The sequence below is a fragment of the Moorella glycerini genome, assembly GCF_009735625.1.
GTDB lineage: Bacteria > Bacillota > DSM-521 > Neomoorellales > Neomoorellaceae > Neomoorella > Neomoorella glycerini.
Window position 1 is genome coordinate 672,594 of the sequence record NZ_CP046244.1, and the last position, 22,784, is coordinate 695,377.

Consider the following 22,784-nt stretch of genomic DNA (forward strand, 5'->3'; position numbering starts at 1 on the left):
GCCCTTTTTTATTCTCCCGGCTCCTTGTCCCACCGCAAGCCGCGGTAACTGGGGTGACGCAGGCGGCCGTCCGGGGTCTGTTCCAGGTACTCCACGGTACAGGCCAGGCGCGGTTCCACCCAGCGGGGCCGGGTCAGGCCCGGCACAGGTTCTCCGAAGGGCGGCGGCACCGGCTTAAGTTTTTTTAACTCCGCCAGCAATCGCCTCTCTTCTTCCCGGTCAAAGCCGGTTCCCACCTTGCCCCGGTAGGCCAGCCGCCCCTGCCGGTACTCGCCCAGGATGAGGGCGCTTAAGATACGTTCACCTCTCCCGGGCTCGTACCCCACGATGATGAATTCCTCCGCGTGGGTATGCCGGAATTTGCGCCAGTGGGAGGAACGCCGTCCGGGAAGGTAGGGGCTGTCTTTGGCCTTGGCCATAACTCCCTCCAGACCCTGCCTGGTGCAGGTCGCAAAAAAGGTGGTGCCATGGGTTTCAATGAAGCTGGAGATAACCAGGTTGTCCCCCGGCTGCACGGCTTCCTGGAGCAGTTCCTTGCGCCAATACAGCGGCCGGGGCATGATGTTTTCGCCCCGGCAGTAAAGGAGATCGAAGGCGACAAAAACGGCCGGGGTTTGAAGAGCGGCCTGCCGGATTTTCACGGGTTCGGTAATTCTCCCCCGGGCCTGGAGGCGGCTGAAGGAGGGCCGGCCTTCCTCTCCCGGGATGATTATCTCTCCGTCCAGGACCGCCGGCTGCATCCCGACCCAGCGGTGCAGGCCGGCCAGCTCGGGAAAGGCCGGGGTGATGTCCAGGAGATTCCTGGACTGGAGGATGGTTTTCCGGTCCAGGTAAGCCAGGCAGCGGTAGCCGTCCCACTTCACCTCATAAATAAAGGCGGGGGAATCAAAGGGGCGGGCGGTCACGGCCAGCATGGGCCTGATCTGCAAAAGCGGGAGCCGGCCACCGTCACCTTCAGGCATAAGCCCAGCCCCCTAAAGGCAGTAAGGGAACTCTGTAGGGCACCGGCCATTCCTCCAACTATGATGTCTTGCGCCGCCGGCGGGGTTTTCTGCCTTCTTCCCCGGCACCGGCAGCTTTTTCCTTTTTGGCCAGCTCAATGCTGGCCTTCAGGGCCTCCATCAGGTCCACTACCTTACCCGCCGCGGGCTGCACCGGTACCACCACCTCTTCACCGGCGACTTTAGCCTCAATAATCTCCAGGAGGGCCTGCCGGTACGCGTCGGTATATTTCTCCGGATCAAACCTGGCCGCCAGGTTGTTGATAAGAGTAACGGCCATTTTGGCCTCATTTTCGTGGATTTTGACCTCGTAGTTTAATTCCGGCAGCTGCTCTACCGTCCTGACCTCCCGGGGATAAAACATGGTGTGCATTACCAGGGCCCTGCCGGAAACCCTTACCGCCGCCAGGGATTCCCTGGTTCTTAAACTTACTCTCGCTATGGCAATTTTCCCCGTAGTCTCCATGGCCTGCCGCAGCAGGGCATAGGCTTTCTGCCCCATCTCGCCTGGCACCAGGTAATAAGCCCTGTCAAAATAAATGGGGTCAATCTCTTCCAGGTCAACAAAATCGAGGATGTTAATGTTCCGGGTCGCATCTTGAGGAATTCCTTCCAGGTCTTCTTCCCGCAAAATTACATACTTGCCCTTTTCGTATTCGTAACCCCGGACGATCTCCTCCGGGGGAACCTCTACCTGGCAGAAGGGGCAGTATTTCCGGTACTGGATAGGTGTCCTGCACTTAGCATGCAGGTAGTTGAATTTGAGATCACTACTTTCTGTAGCTTTGTAGAGTTTGACCGGCACATTGACCAGGCCAAAGCTGATGGCGCCTTTCCAGAGGGGGCGCACGGTTCTCACCTCGAGGTCTTCCAGCAGTATCCCGGGCCACTCTGGCACCAGCAACCTTTGCGCCCCGGGCTTTGCCTGTAGTATCTCCCCCCGGCAGGGGGGGCAATACGCCGGGACGGACAGGCGCCATAACCGACGGCGCCGGTACTGGGAAAAATGGCCGACGGGCTGGCTATAAAAAAGAGCTAGACTCCGGCCAGCTCTAACAGCGGTTCTAAATTGTTGGGGTGCTCCAGGAGGTCCCGGTAAAGGTCGCCGTATTTTTCCAGGCGCGCACGGACGGTGTGGATGTTAAAATCCCCAGGGCGGATCTTTTTCCCCGCCACCTCTTCCCAGGTCAACGGCGTGGAAACAGGTGCCCCCGGTAAAGGCCGCAAGCTGTACGGAAAGGCCATAGACCGCCCCCGTACATTTTGCAGGTAATCCAGGTAGACTTTGTCCTGACGCTTCTGGATAGGGTGTGCGGTGGTGGCCTTTTGGGGGTAAACTTCAACAATCAATTGGGCGATGTACCCCATGGCGGCCGTGACCTCCTGGAAGGTCCAGCGGGGAAAAAGGGGGATGAAAATATGCAGGCCGCTGGCGCCTGAAGTTTTGGGGTAGCCAGTGAGGTGGAATTCCTTTAAAGCCTGGTTGACCAGGAGGGCGATTTCTAACACATCCGCAAAGGTGGCCCTTGCTGCAGGATCGAGGTCCATGACAGCAATATCGGGACATTCCAGGTGGCCGGCCCGGGAAAGCCAGGCATGGACCTCGATGCACCCCTGGTTGGCCAGCCAGGCCAGGGTCTCTTCGTTATTACAGAGGACGTAATTGATGGTCTTATCGCTATCGGCATGATAGACAGGCAAGGTCGCCACCCACTCTGGGGCATAGGCAGGACACTCTTTCTGGTAAAAGGCCTCTCCTGTAATGCCGTCCGGGTAGCGCTTCAGGACCAGGGGGCGGTCCCGCAGGTAAGGCAGGATGACGGGGGCCATGTCGACATAATATTCGACGAGATCAAACTTGGTCAGCCCCTCCGGCCAGAAGACCTTGTGCGGGTTGGTCAACTGGAGCTGTTGCTTCGGCAATTGGGGCCGTATGTATTGCTGGCCCTGACCCATTTCTATGCCGCAACCCCCTGTTATTCTTGCCTTGCCATTAGTATCCCACCCCGGTTAAGGCCCATACGCCGGGCCACAAGGAAGTAGCCCTGCGGCGTTCCACCGGCCCGGCCCCCAGGGCGACCAGGATCTTCCTGCCGGCGGCATAACTCAGGGCGGTGAGGCCCGGCCGATGAGTTTTCGCAGGGAACCATTTCCTGGGGTTTTCAGGGTGGGTTAAGGTAACTTTTTTCGCTGGTTTGTACCGTTCTTTTTTCTCCAGGCCATATTCTCCTGCCTGCCAGGATGATATTAGCTATATTTCAAACTATATCTGCCGCTTGACAACTTTATTTCCAGTTGTTATCCTGATGTTACTTAAATATTTATCTAAATATTGCTGGGGTGAAAAGCGATGGGTTTAAATACCCTCTTCAAGGCCCTGGGCGATGACACCCGCCGGGAGATCCTGCGCCGGCTGGCCCGGGGGGATATGGCCGCCGGGGAGATTGCCGCAGCCTTCGACCTCTCCTGGCCGACCATCTCCCACCACCTCAACGTACTCAAGGAAGCGGGCCTGGTGCAGGATGAGAAAAAGGGCCAGTACGTCATCTATTCCCTGAACACCACTGTTTTTCAGGACATTACGGGATGGCTGTTCGACATGCTGGGGATAATAACGGAACGACAGCCAGCCAGAAAAGGGGGAGTTAAAGATGGAAAATAAGTACCGCGTTAGCAAGGAAATGATAACCCGCGACTGGCCCGCCCTGGTGGTCCTGGGGGCCATGCTTGTCGCCGGCATCCTGGTTTACCCCCATCTGCCGGACCTGGTCCCGGCCCACTGGAACTTCCGGGGCGAAGTTGATAATTACTTCAGCCGCTTCTGGGGCGCCTTCGCCCTGCCCCTGATGACCGGCGGTATCTACCTGCTCATGCTTTTTATCCCTTACCTGGATCCCAAGCGGGAGAACTACCCCCGCTTTGAGCTCGCCTACCGGGTGGTGCGCCTGGGGCTGGTTTTCTTTTTAGCGGTGCTCCACACAACCGTCCTGGTAGTGGCCCTGGGCGGGCCGGCCAGCCTGGTCAACCGGGTCGTACCCCTCGCCGTGGGAATACTGTTCATCCTTATAGGTAATTACCTCCCCCAGGCCCGCTTTAACTACTTCTTCGGCGTCCGCACGCCCTGGACCCTGGCCAGTGAGGAAGTCTGGCGGCGTACCCACCGTTTTTCCGGTTATGCCTTTATCCTGGCCGGGTTCATGTTTGTAGTCGCGGCCTTCCTGCCGCCGCCGGCCAACTTCATCCTGGGCATAGCCGGCCCGGCCATAGCCGTGGGAGGTACAATAGTCTATTCCTACCTGGCCCTCCGCCAAGTGGCCCGGTGAAGTCCCAGGAAGCAAGAAGACCTTTATGAGGTTATAAAGGCAAGAAACAGGCCTACTCCATTACCCCTCTTCGCCCGGAACGGCGTCGGATTCTGGGGAGGCAGGTTCCGGATCTGCTCCCTGCCCTCCCCTTACCTGACCCGTTACCGGGCTTCACCTGGTAGTCAGTGCCGGATTTGACCGCGCAAGAATGTTCCGGCGGGACTAGAGCGGGTTTTATTCTCCGGGAATGAGCAGGGTGTTTTGCTCGTGCAGGGTCGCCAGGTCATGGGCCTTGAAGAACGCTCCGGACAGGGTGTAGAGGCTGGTACCGATGTAGAGAACCCGGGTCACGTTTTTATTACCCGCGTACCAGTGCTGCCCGGCCTTCATATAGTCCTGGTCATCCAGGTGGGTGATGCGGCCCCTGAGGGTAAAGCCCTGCTCCAGGTTAAGGTCATAGACGTAGGCCCCCTGGAAGCTAAACTCGCCGTACGGGGGCGGGCCGCCGGGCCTGATGGCCGCCGCCTTGTTTTTCACTTCCATGACGGTAACGGGGAAAGCCAGCAGGTTTTTCTCCCGGTCAAAGAGCAGGGCCTTGTGGTTGTGCAGCAGTTCGGAGTCGGTACCGCGGTCGCCGATGATTTCCTTGAATTTCTCCACCGGGTGCTGGACGTCACTGACATCGAAAAGGGCCATCTTTAAACCCTGGTAGAAGGCCATGCTGCCCCGGTCGTTCCCCTGGTAATCCTTCGGGGGGATTTCCACCGTGTCCTTGCCAAAGCCGATAATGTGGTTCTCGTCATAGGGGTGCAGGTAATCGCTGTAGCCGGGGATCTTCAGGGCGCCCAGGATTTTCGGCTGCTGCGGGTCCTGGAGGTCGATGACAAAGAGGGGGTCTACCTGCTTAAAGGTAACCATGTAGCCCCGGCCGCCCATGAACCTTACTGAATAAATGCGCTCGCCGGGGGCGATGTCTTCCAGTTTGCCCGCCAGTTTGAGCTCCCCGTCCAGGATGTAGACGTTATTTTTCGAGGTATACTCGTCGGTGCGCCAGGCTTCCCCCCTGGTGGTGGCCACGCGGAAATAACCCCGGTACTCATCCATGGAGAACTGGTTCAGCACCGTTCCAGGCACCTCGCCCCGGGCCAGGTACTTTGTCCGTCCCTTATCCAGGGCGAATTTATACAGGGTGGTCTGGCCTTCGCTGACTGGTCCCGACCAGATAAAGGGCCGGCGCGGCGGCGCCACCCCTGGCGACGTCGGCGTATCCGGCTGCGGGCCGGGAGCCGGCTGCGGCAGGGGCCTTACTTCCGGCGGCCGGAAGTGGGTAACGGCCACATATAAGTGTTCCGGGGAGGCATAGATGTTTTGCCCGGCGCCCAGGTAGGCGGCCACCTGCATTTCCACCTGCGGGCGCTCCAGGTCCAGGCCGGCCACCAGGAGATAGTTCGGTTCCACAAAATCGGGGAAATAGCGGATGTCCTGGTAATCGCTGCGTACCCAGCCGGATTTCGCGGCGGAATCGCGGTAGGAGGGCGTGGCCTCCCCTGTTTCCTGTTGCATGATACGGTAGTAGTCGATGTACCTGCTGGCTACCAGGTACAGGGCGGACCCGATTTTCCGGGAGGAAATGTAATCCCCTTCCAGTTCCACTTCCCGGATTTGTTTAAGGTTACTCCTGGCGCCCAGGTCGTAAACTATGGCTTTAACGACAGGGTATCTAATGGGAGGCGGGGGATAAATATCCAGCTTTACCGGTCCACCCTGGAGTAGCGGGGGAGCTACTTTTGTAGGATTGCTGTCCGAGCCGGGAGAGAGGCCGGGAGCTGGCCGGCCGCTTTCCGGCTTATAAGGGGGGCCGGGTGGCTGCCAGGGGATATCCCGAGAGGTGGAGCCGATGACCACCAGGTATTTATCATCCACATATAGCTCCCGCGGCGTGAACTGCTGCTCCTGGAATTCCAGGATACGGGCGATTTGCATCTCCGCCGCCGGGTAGGCCCGGGCCACCACCACCCGCCGGCCATTGACCTGGTAGATGTACTGGCCGTCGGTTTTGACGATATCGGCCTCGTCCACACCCTCTACCTGGACATTGGTACGGGAATAATCTGCTGCCGCCAGGGCCGCAGCCGCTGCCCGCATGGCCTGGACGCTGTCAGCAGCCGCCGCGCCGGTGGCCATTTCGGCGGCTTTCATTACGGTGCCTCCGGCGCCGTAACCGGGATTTTCCCGCTGTGCCTTCTCCAGTAGGGCCTTCAGGTTGGTATAGGAACCCACCACTGGAAGATCCCGGGTGCCATCTTTGTCGTCGTCCCCGGACGTGCCGGTTGTGCCGGCGGCCCCGAAGGCCGCCCCGGTTAAGAGCTGCGTAAGCGCTGGCGCCGCGCCGGTGGTTGCCAGGATAACAAGGGCCAGGACCAGCGCCGGGAGGGAAAGCAGCAGCAACCTTTTCATTACCATATTCACCTACCCTTGATATTTTCTGGTAGATACTCATGCCGCTAACGCCGCACCAGCAAAAGATGAAAATAATCTTCCTGTTGCCATTTATATCTATATAGACGCTGGCTGCCGCCTCCAGGTTCCCGCTTTCTGGTACTACCAGCCACCGTAGCCTTCGCCTCCCGGGAACCCCTGCCCCTCCTCAATCTCGGGGGAACCGTCCTGACCATCGCCCTGGCCGATTCGAGGGTAAAATTACGGCCACTTTGCTTGAATGATAATCACCTTACAAACTTTCCCCATAAAAAGGAAAACCCCGTCTTGCTTTCAAAGACGAGGCTTTATTTCGGAACCGCGTTATAAATCGCGTAGACGATGCCGGCCGCGTCGAGCAATACCAGGCCAGGCCGACGTTGATCAGGCCGCCGCTGGCTTCAAAATTATTGGCGGCATGATCCGCATCCAAATACCCACCCGCTCCGTATGTATTAGTAGCAGCCACGGGTGCTATTTTACCAGTTACCCGCGCACCTGCTCAGGGTTGACACGGGGGCTCCTTTTTCTCGCCCATCGCCGGCCGCTGTCAGCACACCAGCAAGACGGCCAAATGGTCCGATTATTATGGGCCGGTAAAGATTAGAGGTGCGGGAGGTCTTCCCTTTTCCCAATCAGTCCTTAGCTACCGCCGACAGGATTTGCAGCTGCCGGACGATATTCCGGCCCAGGGTGCGGCACTCGTGCAGGGCCAGGGCATCTTCCTCCACGCTACGCTTCCATACCGGGTTATCGCCATCCAGGTCTCCAAACAGGGTACCCATGACACCGTGGTTATAGACCCGGCCCTCCTGGTCGCGGCTGTCGACGACGATCATCCCGTGACTGGCCAGGTAGTGTTCCATGATCATCTGGGTGAACTCCTGGCCGCCGTTGCGGAGACCGGCGTGGGTCACCGCAGCGCCTACCTTGCCGTGTAAAACGTTCTTCACCATATGCAACCAGCGAGTGCGGTCCATGAAGTTCTTCATCAGGCCGGTGACATTGGCAATATAGACCGGCGAGCCCAGGACAATGGCGTCGGCGGCCAGCATCTTCTCTGCCAGGGCCTGCATGTCATCGTCCCTAATGGAACAGGCGATCGCCCGCAGGCAACGGTTACACGCAATACAAGGTTTGATATGGTAGTCGGTCAATTCCAGGAGTTCCGTCTCCGCCCCCAGGGAGCGAGCTTCTTCCAGTACCGCGGCCAGCAGCCTGGCGGTGTTTTTTCCTTTGCGGTGACTACCGTTAATGGCCAGTATCTTCACGGCAAACCCCTTTCTAAAAAGCTTTTGGCTTTATGCCTTTCCTGTCATGCCCGCGAAGTACAGGACATTTTCTTTAATTTTATCTAACGGTAAGGGGTGATGCAAGGAGGATCAGTTCCGGGCCGGGATAAAAAGCCGGCGGTCTTTAGCGGCGTCGTAGGCCGGTCACCCCTTGTAACTACCGTTCCAGTATAGTAAAATAACGCCAGGAAGCAAGCTGCAATAACTTTGCCAATTTAATAATACTTATGCGGTCCCTTTTCACGTAAAAAACTCCCGGGAAGGTGAACTCTTGCCGGCCTTTAAATTGCTAGCCGTATTCGGATTGATGATGGTGCTTCTCTGGCTGCGGGCGCCGCTGGCACCGGTAATCTTCGGGAGTTCATGCCTCCTCGCCATCCTTTACCGCCTCAGCCCGGCCGCCTTTCTGTCCACCATCGGGCAAACCCTTACGGACCCGGCCACCATTGAACTGGAGATAGTCCTTTTACTGATTATGTTTCTGGAATACCTCCTTGGAAAGCACGGTTACCTGGATAGGATGCTGGCCAGTTTACGCAACCTCCTGCATAACCGCCGCCTGCTGTTAGCGGTGTTACCAGCCTTGATAGGCTTGATGCCGTCCCAGGGCGGTGCCTTATTTTCCGCCCCCCTGGTCGCCCAGGCAGCGGCAGGCACTCCCCTGACCGCGGAAGAGAAAAGCTTCGTCAATTATTTTTACCGCCACATATGGGAGTATTGCCTGCCCCTCTACCCGAGTCTTTTAATTACCGCCCGTGTTTGCGCAATACCCCTGGCAAAGTTAATCCAGGCCCTGGTTCCCTACGCCCTGCTGGTGGCCCTGTTGGGGATACCGGTGCTGCGGCGTATCCCGGTGGTCAGGGAGCGCGGCAGCACAGACTATTTCCAACTTACCAGGGAGGTCCTCCTTAACCTCTCCCCGGTGCTGGCCGTCGTTTTAATGGTCCTGGCGTTGCAGGTCAAGATGTGGGCGGCCGTTGGCCTCATCGTGGCGGTGCTCCTGATCCGCCACCGTTATACGCCGTCTAAAGCCCTCCAGCTATGTCGGGAAGCAGTACAGGTAAAAACCCTGATCCTCGTGCTGGGTATCATGTTCTTTAAGCAGATAATTTTAGCTACCCGGGCCGTTGACGGCCTTGCCTACCTTCTGGAAATGCTGGCCATACCAGAGTTCGTCATCTTCGGGATGTTCGGCTTCCTGGTCGGTTTAATCACCGGTACGGTTTCTTATTCCATGGGAATCATTTTCCCCGTCGTGGTGGCTGCTGCCGGGGGTCAGATAGATATGCCCCTGGTGGTATTTGTCTTTGTGGCCGGATTTACAGGAGCCATGTTTACTCCTATGCACCTGTGTCTAACATTGACTGTCGATTTCTTCAAGGCTGACCTGCGTAAAGTCCTTAAAATGCTCATCCTCCCGGAAGCCGCCCTCCTCACCGTAGCTGCCGCTCTGTATGCTGTGTTTAACTAGATTGAGGCCCGTCTTCGAGGCACATCTTGAGCCGGACGTCGGGACCTGCGCAGGCGGCTGCCAGCTATTATGGGGTGAAAGGTGATGGGGTTAAATACCCTCTTTAAGGCCCTGGGCGATGACACCCGCCGGGAAATCCTGCGCCGGCTGGCCCGGGGAGATATGTCTGCCGGGGAAATTGCCGCGGCCTTCGACCTCTCCTGGCCGACCATCTCCCACCACCTCAGCGTCCTCAAGGAGGCCGGGCTGGGGCAGGATGAGAAAAAGGGCCAGTACGTCATCTATTCCCTGAACACCACTGTTTTTCAGGATATTACGGGATGGATGTTCGACATGCTGGGGATAATAACGGAACGGCAGCCAGCTAAAAAAGGGAAGGCGCGTAAAGAAAATGGAAAATAGGTAGCGGGTTAATGGAGGGATGCTAGCCCGCGACTGGCCCGCCCTGGTGGTCCTGACGGCCATGCTGGTCGCCGGCATCCTGGTTTATCCCCACCTGCCGGACCTGGTCCCGGCCCACTGGAACTTCCGGGGGGAAGTGGATAATTACTTCAGCCGCTTTAATACCCCTCCCGGAGACATCGAGTAGGAGGGGACGGCTAGCCCCCGTCCTCTCACACCACCGGACACGCGGGTCCGCATCCGGCGGTTCACCAAGCTTGACGAAGATAAGAATAGCGCTCGGTTAAGCTCATCAGGCCCTGGGATTGCCAGTAGGCATTGCCCAGGGCTCTATTCATTGGCCCATGGGCCATCCGCCACAGCCCTTTGCGGGCATTGGCGAATTCATGCACTACCCATTCCGGCAATCCCAATGCGCGTAGTTCGCGGTACCTGGTCCGTACTCGCTTCCACTGCTTCCAGAGACACATGCGCAGCCTCCGCCGCGTCCAGCTTTCTAAGTTCTTAAAGATGCTGGGCGTGTCGGCCAGGGCGAAGTACCCTATCCAGCCGCCCAGGTAGGCGTTCAGGCGCTCTATGCGCTCGGCCATCTTTAAGGGTTTATTCCGGGCGGTTATCTCCCGGATTTTCGTTTTCACCCGGTCGATGGTCTGCGGCGCCAGGCGGATAAGGATTACTCCTGCCTTGTGTTTGTACATGCTGAACCCCAGAAATTTCAGCTTCCACGGCCGGTCTACCGCGCTCTTCTGCTCGTTGATCTTGAGCTTCAACCGCTCCTGCAGGAAGTTGCGGATACTGGCCATGACCCTTTCTCCTGCCCGTTTGCTTTTGACGTAGATGTTGCAGTCATCGGCGTAACGGACGAACTTGTGGCCCCTCTTTTCCAGTTCTTTGTCCAGGTCGTCCAGGAGTATGTTGGCCAATAACGGGCTTAAGGGTCCGCCCTGGGGCGTTCCTTCTGCCGTCTCCATGACCACTCCGTTTACCATGACGCCTGCCTGGAGATAGCGGCGGATAAGGGTAAGTACCCTCTTATCTGCCACTTTCCGGGCCACCCGGGCCATGAGGATGTCGTGGTTTACCCGGTCGAAGTATTTCTCGATGTCCAGGTCCACGGCCCATTCGTATCCTTCTTCTACGTATTGCCGCGCCTTCTTTACCGCATCATGGGCTTTCCTTCCGGGACGGAACCCGTAGCTGGCCTCTGAGAACTGCGGTTCGAAGATGGGCGTCAATACTTGCAGGAGGGCCTGCTGGATTAGGCGGTCCATTACGGTGGGTATCCCTAACATCCGTTTGCCTCCCCCGGGTTTCGGGATTTCGACCCGGCGCACGGGCTTCGGTCTGTAGGTTCCCGCGAGCAGTTCTTCCCGGATGCGCGGCCACTCGGCGCGTATTTGGTCCCGCAACCGTTCGGTCGGGATGCCGTCCACACCGGGCGCGCCTCCGTTCCGCTCTACCCGTTTCAGCGCGGCCAGCATGTTCTCCCTGGCCACCACCTGCTCCATCAGGCCGCTACCTTGGCCTCCGCGAGGTGACGTCCCGCTTTGTGCCGGAGAAGAACTCGGCCCTCCCGCGCTCCCCCGTGGCTTCACCACTTCTTCCCGCGGGCAGGCCCCTTGCGGGGTTTTCTGCTGTCTCTGTCCTTCTCGCGAACGCACCGGTTTCACCTCTGACTTGATGTTCGGGCCTTCCCCTGGAGTTCATGACCCCCAGGGTACTATGCCCTCTGCTGACTCCTGCCGGTTCAGCCGTACCTTCCGATACGGTTTACCAGCTCTCCCTGGCTTATCCGGCAGGCCTCCCCGGGTAAGAGCGTTAACCTTCGCCCCGTGCCCGCCCCATATACTCTACCGTCCCTTGGCAGCCTGGGATTTCGCTGTGTTCCGCCAGCTTATCCGAACGGTCTAGCCTCGTATGGGGTTCTTGTTCATCGGGCCGTGGCTTTGCCTCCGGCTTCCTTCGGATCCCACCTCGCGATGGACACCCTTGCCTTTGGCTAGCAGACTGGTGCTGCCTCGCCTGCAGTGGACTTTCACCACTAAGTTAACGCCCATGCCGGGCGCACAAAAATAAACACCCGTTCCATGGAACGGGCGTTTTTGCTGCTGCACCGGCCGGTCTCCCCCCTTTTAGCTACACTAGTTGTCCCCCGGCAGGTCGCAGGTCAGCAGGGTCTCCGAGGTTTCATCAGCCATAACTACCAGGCCGCCTTCGGGGTCGGCGATCAGGCTGTTCCCCAGGCTCACCATACCGATGTGGCTGCCCACGGCGTTGGCCAGGAGGACGTAGCAGCGGTTCTCCACCGCCCTGGCGATGGGCAGGGCGCGGTTTTTGGGCAGCTTCCAGCGGGCCTCGCCGGGTTGGTAGTAGTGGGCGGAAAGGATGAACAGGGCCCGGGCCCCTTCCGCCGCGATCTGCCGGGCCAGTTCGGGATAATTCTGGTCGCGGCAGATGATGACCCCGAATTTTGCCCCCTTATAGTTAAAGACGAGGTGCCCGGTGCCCGGGGTAAAATAGCGGGCCTCGGCGTCCGTCAGGTAGATCTTGCGGTAGGTATGGACGCTGCCGTCGGGCAGGAACACCGAAGCAGCGTTGAACAACCGTTCGCCGGCGAACTCGGCCCGGCCGATAATCAAGCCCACACCCAGGTCGACCGCTCCCCTGGCAATCCTGGCCAGGGCGCCTTCCAACTCCTCTTTAAACCCCGGCCGGCCCAGGGTAGCCTGGTTATATCCCGTCAGGCTCATTTCCGGGAAAGCCAGGAGCTCCACCCCCCGCCCGGCTGCTTCTGCGGCCAGGCGCATGATGGACGCTTCATTGACCGCCAGGCTGTCGGCGATAAACATCTGGGCCGCACCTAGACGCAAAGTTATCGCCCCCGTGATATATTTTTCCGTCCCTATCTTACTATACCGGGGTCGGTGTGACAAGGCGCCTGCCAGCGGGCAACTCGTCAAACCTCAAAAAAGTCTTCCTCCTCCAGGATCTTTTTTACCACTTCAACCCGGGATGGTATACTGCCTCTGGTCGTCTTAACGCTAGAAGATCCCCCGTCTCCTGTTCCCTTTTTCCTGATAAGGTATTGCTCCAGCGATTCTTCAATCGCTGGCGTCCCGGTAACCCGGACAACGACAGGGCTATCCTGGCGATACCTTTTCACCCACTTATCCCCGGACTTTTCCCGTTATCCGAGGGTAAAGGCTGTGCTATACCTGGTGCGCTTGGAGTCAGCGGTACTTCCGGTGCCGTCAGGGCCTCGGCAGGCACCTGGATCTTTAAACCACTGTTATACTGATAATCCGTAACCTTCATGTTGATGGTCATGGTTTCCAGGGGCACGGTTTCTCCCTGGAATTTATCCGCAAAAGCGACCAGGCCGGTCATTTCATAGGCATAAGTAAGGTTGTTTTCCACGCCGATGGCTTCCACACCCCAGAAGGAAATGGACTTCAAGACGCCGCCGGCCTGGTTCAGGGCCTGCTCCATCTCCGGGGTCAACCCACCGGGGAGGGCCTGCATCAGGGCCTGCCAGTCGTCAATCCGGCCGTAGCAGGCGATACGGTGAACCTTATGCCCGTTCTCTATACCCTCGCCCAGGTACTGGAAATGGAAACTGTCCTTTAGCCCCGGCGGTAACCCCGCCGCGTTCCTGCTCTGTTCCACCAGGGCTTCCAGGTCCGGCAGGGCTCCTTTGGGTAGCTTCATCCACCGGGGTCCCGCCATGCCCGGGGCCTCTACCCTCTGGTACATAATCCCGTCCACCAGGTACTGTTCCATGGTCACCTGCACCTTGCCGCCCGGCGGCAGGTCTTTACCCGGTGTTTTCTCCACCGGCAGGTTCAGGGTCATTTCCACCTTCTGGTGCAGGCTCAGGGGATAGCTGAATTCGCTCTCGATATTGCCCTGCATGGAAACCGCTGGCACTTCCCCGGCCGCCCCCGGCCGCAGGCGTACGCTTATAGCCATGCTGCCGGCGAATTTCAGGTCTTTGACCTTAGCCTGGGCCTGCTGGGCTGCCTGGACAATCTTTTCCGCCTCCGGGTCGCTGCCAAAAACCCTGGCCAGGAAAGCAACGCCTCCGTCCACGGTTAGGAGCGCGCTGGCGTCCTGGCCGGGCTGCAGCAGGCCGGCCCGTACCAGCCAGGCATAGGGGGTATAACCCCAGCTCTCCCGCCCCAGGGACCCCTTTACCTCCGGCGCGGTGACACCGTCCGGCAACCCCAGGACCCGGGATGCCATCACCGCCGCTTCCAGCAGGGTAACCGGCTGGTCCAGGTGCAGGCCGCCGTCGGGGTAGCCCCTGATGACGCCCTTCTCCTTCAAAGCCATTACTGCCGGGATGTACCAGGCATCCCCCCGGGTGCCAGCAGGGTCGGACGTCACCTGCATCCCGGCCGCCCGGGCCAGGAGGGCGGCAAACTCACCCCGGGTCAGGGTCTTCCCTGGCGCCGGGGCCTGGGGAAATGCCTGGCGGAGCTGGTCGCCGGTGACCGTTCCGGCCAGGGCCGCCGGCGCCAGGGCCAGGATCAGGCCCACGGCAAGTATCAACGCCTGAAACCCCTTCTTCATACTTTTCCCTTCTCCCCTTTCGCTGTTCTTCCCCCTGTACCTCTCTTATTGTTTAGTAATTCTCTACCCTGCCAAATTTCTCCTGCCGGCCAGGGAAATTTTTAGTATTATTAATATTAAACCGCGCCTTTAAAACCTCCCTGCAGGGTTGGTTCATTATATGTCCACAAACATGCTACAGATGTCAAACGTTTAAACTCGCACTAAATTTTTCCTGAGCCTAAAATCTGAAACTTTTGTACCTGATCACCCCCTTGACAGGAACTCCCTACCCCTGGTATGCTAAAGGTAACCTGCAAGTGGAAACACCAAGTTTTCCGAGTCACAATTGCAAAGATTGAGCTGAGATGAGAGCCAAGTATAGATGAGGCGAGACGAGACTGGCCGGTAGTTAAAGGAAAAAACAGCCTGGCGGTTTTCGTCAGGCTGTTTTTTATTTATCCAGCCGTTCCGGGGCTGCAGCCCCGCCGGCAGCAATAATTCATTATCAAGGGGGAGTTATCAATGGAAGAGGTCAAAGTAACCCGGGTGGAAAAGCAGGGGCTGCAGGCCATGGACGTGGTCGTGGTGGCCGTCCTGCTGGCAGCAGGCGCGGTACTCAGGATGATCACCCCGCCTTTCTTTGGCATTACCCCCAACGTAGTCATCGGTATGTATGTCCTGGCCATCATGCTCCTTAGGCCCCGCCTGCCCCAGGTGCTGGGGATCGGCCTGGTGGCAGCCGCCGTCTGCCAGCTGACCACCAAATCTCTGCTGCCCTACCTGAATTTTGCCAGCGAACCGGTAGGAGCTATTGTTACCGCCCTTTTACTCTACCTGCCCTTTGATAAAAACAGTTTCTTCAGGGTAGTAAAACCCCTGGTAGTCACCTTCCTGGGTACCTTTGCCAGCGGTTTTACGTACATCACTATCTTTAAAGCCATAACTCTCTTTGCTACTTTACCCAAAAATCCAGCTTACACTTATCTTCTCATGGTAGTTATTGTTACCGGCATCTTTAATGCCGTCCTGGCCCAGGTACTCTATTTCCCCTTAAAACAACTGCTGAAAAATGTTTAACCTGATAGAGCGCAGCAGCCCGGAGGCCGGTTCATGGAACCCATTATTAAAGTAGAGAATTTTACTTTTTACTATCCCGACAGCCAGGTGCCCGCCCTGGCCGGAATAAACTTAACCGTCCGGGAGGGAGAATTTTTAGGCCTGACCGGCCCTGCCGGCGCCGGCAAGACCACCCTGGCCCTGGCCCTGAACGGCATCATCCCCAATTTTCAGGGAGGCCGTATGGGTGGCAGGGTAATGGTTGCCGGTTTAGACACGGCAAAAACCCCCTGCGCCCGGCTGGCCGGGGTTATCGGCAGCGTCTTCCAGGACCCGGAAGCCCAGCTGGTGGCGGAAGTAGTCGAGGATGAGCTGGCCTTCGGCCTGGAAAACCTGGCCGTTCCCCGGGAAGAAATAGAGCGGCGTATTGGCGGCGCCCTGGAAATGGTGGGCATCACCAGCCTGCGCCACCGTAGTTTACGGGAATTATCCGGCGGCCAGAAGCAAAAGGTGGCCATTGCCGCTGCCGTGGCTTTAAGGCCCAGGGTACTGGTGCTGGATGAACCGACTTCCGAACTCGACCCCCGTGGTACCGTGGAAATCGTGGCCCTCCTGCAGCGGCTCAACCGGGACTACGGCATAACCATCCTGTTGATTGAACAAAAAATAAGTGTCCTGGCCCCCCGGCTCCCCCGGCTGGTCTGTCTTAACAAGGGCCGCATCGTGGCCGATGCCAGCCCGCGCCAGATCCTGGCCCAGGAGAAATTGACGGCCGAGCTGGGCCTGGAGGTCCCCCCGGTGACAGCCCTGTTCCGGATGCTGCGCCGGGCCGGCGTCTATCATGGCGACCTGCCCCTGGAGGTAGACGAAGGCCGGCGGGAACTGGGGCTCCTGCTGGGGCACCAGGCGTCCCGGACATAGCGACCTGAAGGTAGACTATAGCGGGCCCAGTCTTTTATGGAGACCACACAGGGGCAAGCAGGTCCCTGACTGGCATTTGTTTACAGCCAGCGACTTGGTACGGGCAGGGAAGCGGCCAGGACTCAATTCGCAAAGATGCTGTTGGTAATAGGGTTACTTGTGCGAGTGAGTTGAGTTCTGGCTGCTTCGCAAGGACCATGGAGAGAAAAAACGAGCTGGCCGGCGGTAAAAGATACCTGAAAGCTGTCACCATCAGTACAGGGCGGCAACCTATATCTGGAGGCGCAAAAAAATGATCCGGGCTGAAAATGTAGAGTTTACTTACCCCAACGGTTTCCAGGCCCTCAGGGACCTATCCTTTCATATCCGGTCCGGGGAATTCGTGGCCGTCATCGGCCAGAACGGCGCCGGGAAAACCACCCTCCTCAAGCTCCTGAACGGGCTTCTTAAACCCACAGCGGGCAGGATCCTGATCGGCGGCCTGGATACGGCCCGGGCGCGGGTGGCTGAACTGGCCCGCAAGGTAGGCTTCCTTTTTCAAAACCCGGATCACCAGATCTTCCTGCCCACCGTCAGGGAAGAACTGGCCTTCGGTCCTAAGAATTTAGGTCTCAAAGGGGCGGCCCTGGCAGATAGGGTGGCGGAAGCGGCTGCTGCCGTAGGCCTCACCCCTTATCTTGACGTTAACCCCCGGCAGCTCAGCAAAGGCCAGCGCCAGCGGGTGGCCCTGGCCTCCGTCCTGGCCATGCAGCCGGAAGTCCTGGTCCTGGACGAACCCACCACCGGCCAGGATTACCGCGAAGCCCTGGAAATAATGAGGCTTGTCAAGAAGCTGCACCAGCAGGGCCACACTGTACTCCTCGTCAGCCACGATATGGAAATGGTGGCCCGCTTCGCCGGCCGGGCCCTCGTCCTGGGGGAAGGGCGGCTGCTCCTGGATGGGCCCGTGGCGACAGTTTTTGCCCGGGAAGATATCCTGGACGCCGCCGGCCTCGTACCTCCCCAGGCCATCCAGCTCGCCCGACCTTACCAGGAACAGGGACTCCTGCGCCCCGTCCTGACGGTAGAAGAATTGTATGCCGAAATTATCGCCGCTTTAAGGGGTGAGGTAGATGCCCGGCAAGTCCTTCCTGCATAAACTCAACCCCCTTACCAAAGTCGTCTGGTCCCTGGCCGTTATTACCCTGGCCTTTGTCTACCAGCAACCCCTGCCGCTCCTTGGCCTCTGGGCCTCGGTCCTGTCCGTCGCCCTGATTGGTAAAGTGTTGCGGGAAATCTTGCCCGCCATCCGGGGGCTGATCATCTTTGCCGCCATCTTTTTCCTCTTTCAGGTCTTTTTAATCGACGAGGGCCAAGTTGTTTTTACCCTGGTACCAGGCACCGGCATCGGCCGCATCACCGACGTGGGACTCAAGGCCTGCACCATGCTCGCTTTAAGGATGCTGGCCATGACTTCCACCATTCCCGTTCTCCTGGCCACCACCCCGCCCAAGGATATGATTGTCGCCTTTGTGGAAAAACTCAAGGTGCCCTATGTCTACGCCCTGATGCTGGTAACCTCTTTAAGGTTTATCCCTACCCTGCAGGAAGAATTGAGCCTGGTCATCCAGGCCCAGCGGGTCCGGGCCTACGACCTGGAAGGCCGCAATATTATCAAGCGCTTTCTGGCCCTCATCCCCCTGGCCCTCCCTCTCCTCCTCATGTCCGTCCAGCGGGCCCGGACCATGGCCATCTCCATGGAAACCCGCGCTTTTGGTGCCGGCCCCCGTACCAGCCTGCACACCTCGACCTTCCAGTTACTGGACATAGGGGTAATCTCTTCGTGCCTGCTCCTGACAGCCGTTCTGGCGGTTGTATCGCTACGTTAAGATTATCCAGCCGGTAACGCATTAGCCCCGGTATTGTAACCGGGGCTAATGCGTTTTTTGGCATCAGGTATTGGGCGAGTTTTAATGTAAAAGGATTTCGGGGATTCCTTGACTGGAGTTATTTTTCAAGTATATACTTAAGGTAAACTTAAGTTCTAACTAATGCCTTCTTGGGGGGAAACGCATTGGAATTTGCCACCAGCAAGGAGCTACGTATTTATACTGGAAAGATATTAGAGAAGGTTAGGGCCGGGGAACGTTTTGCCATTACGCATCGGGGTAAGCCTGTGGCATGGCTAATACCCTTTGAAAATGACACTCCCGAAGAATTTTCCCCTCTTCCCTATCATGAGGCGTGGGCGGATATTGAACGGGCCCTGGAAGCCAGCGAGCCATATTATCCTGACTGGCACGAAGCTCTCAAGGAAAGCAGGCGGCAAAAGTGATATTCGTAGATTCTGATGTATTACTAATCGACCTGCGCTATCGCCGTGACCCTAAGTATAAAGAAAACGCTGCTTTTTTAGCCGGGCTCAAGCATGGCAAGCAACAAGGTATTACATTGATCTTCAATGTTTTAGAGGTATGTGGTATCCTATCCTATAACTTAAACGAGCAGCAGCTATTAAACCTTTACTGTCATTTGCCAACCCATTATAACCTGCAAATTTACCCGCCCTCAAAGGAGTACCTGCCGCGCCTAACAGTAAAAAGTATCCTGGCGATCATAAGCAAAAAGGCCAGCTTTGGCGAGGCGCTGATTCTTTATACGGTACGAAACATGGGTCTACTGGTATCGCACTATGTTAGCTGGAATGCCAGGTATTTCCTCCAGCAGTTGTCCATACCAGCTTTGACACCAGCAGAGGCCCTGGAAGCTGGAATTCTGAAAAATGCTTGCCCTGAATGAAAAAAGATTGCCCCGGCCGTATAACTATACCCTTTCCGGTAAAGGTTAATTAAGGGGTGCCATTGCTTGGAAGAAAAGGACCTCATCCGCAGCCTTAACTGGTTCTACAGCCTGGAAATCGAGCAGGTAGACCTCTATAAGAGCCAGGCCCGGGCAGCAACGGACATTTACCTGCGGCAGGTGCTGACCCGGGTAGCGGCTATGGAACAGGAACACGTCATCAACCTGGAAGCGGAAATCAGCCGCCGCGGCGCCACCCCGACCCGCCTGGGAGCCATCATTGCTCCCCTCCTGGGGGTAGCAACCGGGACCATCCTCAACTGGACCAATACCCGCACCCTCCTCTGGGCCAACATTACTTTAGAAGAAAAGGCCATGGCTGACTACAAACGGCTAATCCTGAAAGTTGCCGAAAAATCTCTTTTTAACCTCCTCTGGAGCCACCTCATTGATGAAGACCTGCATGCCGCTTGGTTCAGCAATAAGCTGAAAGAGCTGGACCGCCTGGCCCTGCATTAACAGGATGGTAATAGAAAAACTTGACAGGAAAAATAGGATGAGTTATTATTACTATAAACTATACCAAATGAATATACTTTAGACTGGAAGTAATTTTACATGCGCTTAAACCAGGCTACCGATTATGCCTTCCGCGCCGTCCTGTACCTGGCGAAACTGGAACCAGGCACCATTGCCGAAGCCCAGATGATTGCTTCCCGCGAAGAGATCCCCATGCGCTTCTTGCTTAAAATCATGCGTTCCCTGGTGCAGGCCGGGATAGTGCAATCCTACCGCGGCGTCAGCGGCGGTTTTTCCCTGGCCCGGCCGGCCCGGGAAATTACCCTGCTGGATGTCGTCGAAGCTGTAGAGGGACCGGTCAGCATTAACCGCTGCCTCCTGGACCAGGAGTACTGTAATAAACACGGTACCCCTTACTGCCCGGTACACCGGGCCCTGGGCTCAGTCCAGGACGCCCTGCGCCGGGAGTTGGAGCGTTACAACTTCGCCGAACTAGCCGGGAAAACTTTAGTAAAGACTTGAAAGGAGGGATTATTTTCAAATAAACTATACTATTTGGGTATACTTTGATGTATTTTGAGGGGAGGAGAAAAGTTATGGATGCACTCTTGCTGGCCAGGTGGCAGTTCGGGATTACCTCGGTTTACCACTTCCTCTTCGTCCCCCTGACCCTGGGACTATCCGTCCTGGTGGCCATCATGGAGACCATCTATGTACGCACTGGTGATGAAACTTACAAGAACATGGCCCGCTTCTGGGGCAGGCTCTTCCTCATCAACTTTGCCATGGGCGTGGTGACCGGTATCGTCCAGGAGTTTCATTTCGGCATGAACTGGTCCGAATACTCCCGTTTCGTCGGGGATATTTTCGGCGCCCCCCTGGCCGTAGAAGCCCTGGCCGCCTTTTTCCTGGAATCCACCTTTCTGGGCCTGTGGCTCTTTGGCTGGGATAAGCTGCCTAAAGCCCTCCACGCCGCCTGCATCTGGCTGGTGGCCATCGGCACCAACCTTTCCGCCTTCTGGATCCTGGTGGCCAACTCCTTTATGCAGGAGCCGGTGGGCTATGTCTTGCGTAACGGCCGGGCCGAGATGACGGATTTCTTTGCCCTGCTGACCAACCCCCATGTCCTCTATCAATTCCCCCACACCGTCCTGGCCGGCTTTGTGACAGCCTCCTTTTTCGTCATGGGGATCAGTGCCTACCACCTCCTGCGGCAAAGCCAATTAGAGCCCTTCCGCCGTTCCTTCCGGCTGGCTTTGATAACGGGCGTCATCAGCAGCCTGCTGGTGGCGGCCGTCGGCCACTTCCAGGGCCAGTACCTGGTCAATGCCCAGCCCATGAAGATGGCGGCGGCCGAAGCCCTGTGGGAAAGCGCCGGCCCGGCCCCCCTGGCCCTGGTGGCCCTGGTTGATGCAAAAGACCAGACCAATACCTTCGAGATTAAGATTCCCGCCCTGGCCAGTTTTCTTACCTATAACAGCTTCCAGGGCGAGGTTAAAGGCCTGAAGGATCTCCAGGCCGCGGCAGAGGCCAGCTACGGCCCCGGCAATTATATCCCGCCGGTCACAACGGTCTTCTGGAGCTTCCGCCTGATGGTCGTCGCCGGGCTGTGGTTAATTTTACTGTCCCTTTACAGCCTGTACCTCTGGCGGCGGGGGCGGCTGGAAGAAAAGCCCCTGGTCCTCAAGGCCCTCCTCTGGAGCATTCCCGTGCCCTATCTCGCCAACACCGCCGGCTGGTTGATGGCCGAGATCGGCCGCTATCCCTGGATTGTCTACGGGCTGCAGCGAGTCGAGGCGGCCGTTTCGCCCGGGGTATCCGCTGCCGCTATTTTGACGACCCTGGTGGTCTTTACCCTGCTGTACGGGGTCCTGGCGGTAGCCGACGTCTACCTCCTGGCTAAATACGCCCGGCAGGGTGTTGAGACAACTCCTGCCACCAGGATGTTAGATAATTCCGGGGAGGTATCATTATGGATCTAACTATCCTCTGGTTTATCCTGGTAGCCGTCCTTTTTGCCGGCTTCTTTTTCCTGGAGGGCTTTGACTACGGCGTCGGTATCCTGCTGCCCTTCCTGGGGAAAAGCGATAGGGAGCGCCGCGCCATCATCAACAGCATCGGCCCCTTCTGGGACGGCAACGAGGTGTGGATGCTCACCGCCGGCGGGGCCATGTTTGCCGCCTTCCCCCACTGGTACGCCACCCTTTTCAGCGGCTTTTACCTGGCGTTATTCCTTATCCTCGTCGCCCTGATCGTGCGCGGGGTAGCCTTTGAATTCCGCAGCAAGGATGACCGCCCGGCCTGGCGTAACTTCTGGGACTGGATGCTTTTCCTGGGGAGCCTCTTGCCGGCCCTCCTCTGGGGCGTGGCCATGGCCAACCTGATCCGGGGCGTACCCATTGACGCCCGGATGCAGTATGCCGGTACCTTTTTCGATCTCCTTTCCCCCTACACCCTGCTGGGGGGCTTGACCTCTCTTCTCCTTTTCACCCTGCAGGGGGCACTTTTCCTGGCCCTCAAAACCGGGGATGAACTGCCGGAGCGCGCCCGGCAGGCGGGGTTAAAGATAGGTACCGGCGCTGTGGCGGCCCTCCTCCTGCTGCTAATTATGAGTTACCGGGAAACCGATATTTTTACCCGGCCGGTAGCGGGAATCTCCTTCTGGGGCGCCCTGGTAACCCTTCTCCTGGCCTGGTGGTTGCTCAGCTCCCGGAGCTACGGCGGGGCTTTTATCTTAAACGGTCTGGCCATCCTCCTGGGCACTGCGGCTCTCTTTGGCGGCCTCTTTCCCCGGGTGATGGTTTCCAGCCTGAATCCCCGGTGGAGCCTGACCATTTACCAGGCCTCCTCCAGCCCCTATACCCTTAAAGTTATGACCATCGTCGCCCTCACCCTGGTACCGGTGGTGCTCCTTTACCAGGGCTGGACCTACTGGGTCTTCCGCCAGCGGGTTAAGGCCAGAAACCTGGAATATTAGCGGTGAAAAACGGGAGGCCTGCTGGAACTG

Annotated in this window: 24 protein-coding genes; 15 read left to right on the forward strand and 9 right to left on the reverse strand. The window is 57.8% G+C overall.

The features are described 5' to 3' along the window. Window positions 1-8: 8 nt before the first annotated feature. The 3 genes from ligD (MGLY_RS03230) to ligD (MGLY_RS03240) all read right to left on the reverse strand — a co-directional run bounded on the left by ligD (MGLY_RS03230) (window position 9) and on the right by ligD (MGLY_RS03240) (window position 2,957). A complete protein-coding gene (gene ligD, locus MGLY_RS03230; protein ID WP_211662060.1) occupies window positions 9-962 on the reverse strand; it encodes a non-homologous end-joining DNA ligase in 954 nt (317 codons plus the stop codon). 58 nt (window positions 963-1,020) lie between these two features. Further along, a complete protein-coding gene (ku, locus tag MGLY_RS03235; protein WP_156271718.1) occupies window positions 1,021-1,851 on the reverse strand; it encodes a non-homologous end joining protein Ku in 831 nt (276 codons plus the stop codon). A gap of 185 nt (window positions 1,852-2,036) precedes the next feature. After that, window positions 2,037-2,957 (reverse strand): non-homologous end-joining DNA ligase, encoded by a 921-nt coding sequence (gene ligD / locus MGLY_RS03240; RefSeq protein ID WP_156271719.1) that lies wholly within the window; start codon window positions 2,955-2,957, stop codon window positions 2,037-2,039. 394 nt (window positions 2,958-3,351) lie between these two features. On the opposite strand from ligD (MGLY_RS03240), the gene MGLY_RS03245 reads away from it, so the two are divergent. Continuing rightward, complete coding sequence (locus MGLY_RS03245) at window positions 3,352-3,663, forward strand: autorepressor SdpR family transcription factor (protein WP_156271720.1); 312 nt, start codon at window positions 3,352-3,354, stop codon at window positions 3,661-3,663. Next, window positions 3,653-4,324 carry an SdpI family protein gene (locus MGLY_RS03250; RefSeq protein ID WP_156271721.1) on the forward strand — a complete coding sequence of 224 codons (672 nt, stop codon included), beginning with the start codon at window positions 3,653-3,655 and terminating at the stop codon, window positions 4,322-4,324. The genes MGLY_RS03245 and MGLY_RS03250 overlap by 11 nt, the downstream gene beginning before the upstream one ends. Before the next feature lie 216 nt (window positions 4,325-4,540). On the opposite strand, the gene MGLY_RS03255 is transcribed toward MGLY_RS03250, so the two are convergent. Together MGLY_RS03255 and MGLY_RS03260 are read right to left on the reverse strand one after the other, a co-directional pair. Further along, window positions 4,541-6,763 (reverse strand): beta-propeller domain-containing protein, encoded by a 2,223-nt coding sequence (locus tag MGLY_RS03255; protein ID WP_211662061.1) that lies wholly within the window; start codon window positions 6,761-6,763, stop codon window positions 4,541-4,543. A gap of 656 nt (window positions 6,764-7,419) precedes the next feature. Continuing rightward, window positions 7,420-8,055, reverse strand: coding sequence for a flavodoxin family protein (locus MGLY_RS03260; RefSeq protein ID WP_156271722.1), 636 nt, complete (start codon window positions 8,053-8,055; stop codon window positions 7,420-7,422). A gap of 307 nt (window positions 8,056-8,362) precedes the next feature. Here MGLY_RS03260 and MGLY_RS03265 point away from each other — a divergent pair, with 307 nt between their 5' ends. The 3 genes from MGLY_RS03265 (at window position 8,363) to MGLY_RS03275 (ending at window position 10,136) form a co-directional block, all read left to right on the forward strand. Next, complete coding sequence (locus MGLY_RS03265) at window positions 8,363-9,547, forward strand: DUF401 family protein (RefSeq protein WP_277997919.1); 1,185 nt, start codon at window positions 8,363-8,365, stop codon at window positions 9,545-9,547. An 84-nt stretch (window positions 9,548-9,631) separates the two neighbouring features. Continuing rightward, window positions 9,632-9,949, forward strand: a complete 318-nt coding sequence (locus MGLY_RS03270; RefSeq protein WP_156276149.1) for an autorepressor SdpR family transcription factor — start codon at window positions 9,632-9,634, stop codon at window positions 9,947-9,949. A gap of 19 nt (window positions 9,950-9,968) precedes the next feature. Further along, entirely contained in the window at window positions 9,969-10,136 is a 168-nt protein-coding gene (locus MGLY_RS03275) for a DUF1648 domain-containing protein (protein WP_170290905.1), read from the forward strand. Window positions 10,137-10,197: 61 nt separating this feature from the next. Here the strand turns inward: MGLY_RS03275 and ltrA are convergent, their stop codons facing one another. The 4 genes from ltrA to MGLY_RS03295 form a co-directional block, all read right to left on the reverse strand. Then, a complete protein-coding gene (gene ltrA / locus MGLY_RS03280; RefSeq protein ID WP_277997837.1) occupies window positions 10,198-11,457 on the reverse strand; it encodes a group II intron reverse transcriptase/maturase in 1,260 nt (419 codons plus the stop codon). A 633-nt stretch (window positions 11,458-12,090) separates the two neighbouring features. Continuing rightward, on the reverse strand, window positions 12,091-12,819 hold the full coding sequence (locus MGLY_RS03285) for a carbon-nitrogen hydrolase family protein (protein ID WP_156271724.1): 729 nt from the start codon (window positions 12,817-12,819) through the stop codon (window positions 12,091-12,093). A gap of 86 nt (window positions 12,820-12,905) precedes the next feature. After that, complete coding sequence (locus MGLY_RS03290; RefSeq protein WP_156271725.1) at window positions 12,906-13,112, reverse strand: hypothetical protein; 207 nt, start codon at window positions 13,110-13,112, stop codon at window positions 12,906-12,908. Beyond that, window positions 13,109-14,521, reverse strand: coding sequence for an S-layer homology domain-containing protein (locus MGLY_RS03295; RefSeq protein ID WP_156271726.1), 1,413 nt, complete (start codon window positions 14,519-14,521; stop codon window positions 13,109-13,111). Before MGLY_RS03295 ends, MGLY_RS03290 begins: the two co-directional genes overlap by 4 nt. Before the next feature lie 504 nt (window positions 14,522-15,025). On the opposite strand from MGLY_RS03295, the gene MGLY_RS03300 reads away from it, so the two are divergent. From MGLY_RS03300 to cydB, 10 genes are all read left to right on the forward strand, one after another. Next, window positions 15,026-15,580, forward strand: a complete 555-nt coding sequence (locus MGLY_RS03300) for a tryptophan transporter (RefSeq protein WP_062280010.1) — start codon at window positions 15,026-15,028, stop codon at window positions 15,578-15,580. 33 nt (window positions 15,581-15,613) lie between these two features. Beyond that, a complete protein-coding gene (locus MGLY_RS03305; protein WP_156271727.1) occupies window positions 15,614-16,480 on the forward strand; it encodes an ATP-binding cassette domain-containing protein in 867 nt (288 codons plus the stop codon). Between the two features lie 292 nt (window positions 16,481-16,772). Continuing rightward, on the forward strand, window positions 16,773-17,618 hold the full coding sequence (locus tag MGLY_RS03310; RefSeq protein ID WP_156271728.1) for an energy-coupling factor ABC transporter ATP-binding protein: 846 nt from the start codon (window positions 16,773-16,775) through the stop codon (window positions 17,616-17,618). Continuing rightward, on the forward strand, window positions 17,593-18,348 hold the full coding sequence (locus tag MGLY_RS03315) for an energy-coupling factor transporter transmembrane component T family protein (protein ID WP_156271729.1): 756 nt from the start codon (window positions 17,593-17,595) through the stop codon (window positions 18,346-18,348). Before MGLY_RS03310 ends, MGLY_RS03315 begins: the two co-directional genes overlap by 26 nt. Before the next feature lie 185 nt (window positions 18,349-18,533). Beyond that, entirely contained in the window at window positions 18,534-18,794 is a 261-nt protein-coding gene (locus MGLY_RS03320) for a type II toxin-antitoxin system Phd/YefM family antitoxin (RefSeq protein WP_025773319.1), read from the forward strand. Next, window positions 18,791-19,258, forward strand: coding sequence for a hypothetical protein (locus tag MGLY_RS03325; protein ID WP_156271730.1), 468 nt, complete (start codon window positions 18,791-18,793; stop codon window positions 19,256-19,258). The genes MGLY_RS03320 and MGLY_RS03325 overlap by 4 nt, the downstream gene beginning before the upstream one ends. Before the next feature lie 66 nt (window positions 19,259-19,324). After that, window positions 19,325-19,777 carry a ferritin-like domain-containing protein gene (locus MGLY_RS03330; protein ID WP_156271731.1) on the forward strand — a complete coding sequence of 151 codons (453 nt, stop codon included), beginning with the start codon at window positions 19,325-19,327 and terminating at the stop codon, window positions 19,775-19,777. A 99-nt stretch (window positions 19,778-19,876) separates the two neighbouring features. Beyond that, window positions 19,877-20,299 carry an RrF2 family transcriptional regulator gene (locus MGLY_RS03335; protein WP_156271732.1) on the forward strand — a complete coding sequence of 141 codons (423 nt, stop codon included), beginning with the start codon at window positions 19,877-19,879 and terminating at the stop codon, window positions 20,297-20,299. A 74-nt stretch (window positions 20,300-20,373) separates the two neighbouring features. Then, window positions 20,374-21,759: a cytochrome ubiquinol oxidase subunit I gene (locus MGLY_RS03340; protein WP_156271733.1), complete on the forward strand. Its 1,386-nt coding sequence runs from the start codon at window positions 20,374-20,376 to the stop codon at window positions 21,757-21,759. Then, on the forward strand, window positions 21,750-22,754 hold the full coding sequence (cydB, locus tag MGLY_RS03345) for a cytochrome d ubiquinol oxidase subunit II (protein ID WP_156271734.1): 1,005 nt from the start codon (window positions 21,750-21,752) through the stop codon (window positions 22,752-22,754). The genes MGLY_RS03340 and cydB overlap by 10 nt, the downstream gene beginning before the upstream one ends. The last annotated feature ends 30 nt before the right edge of the window (window positions 22,755-22,784 follow it).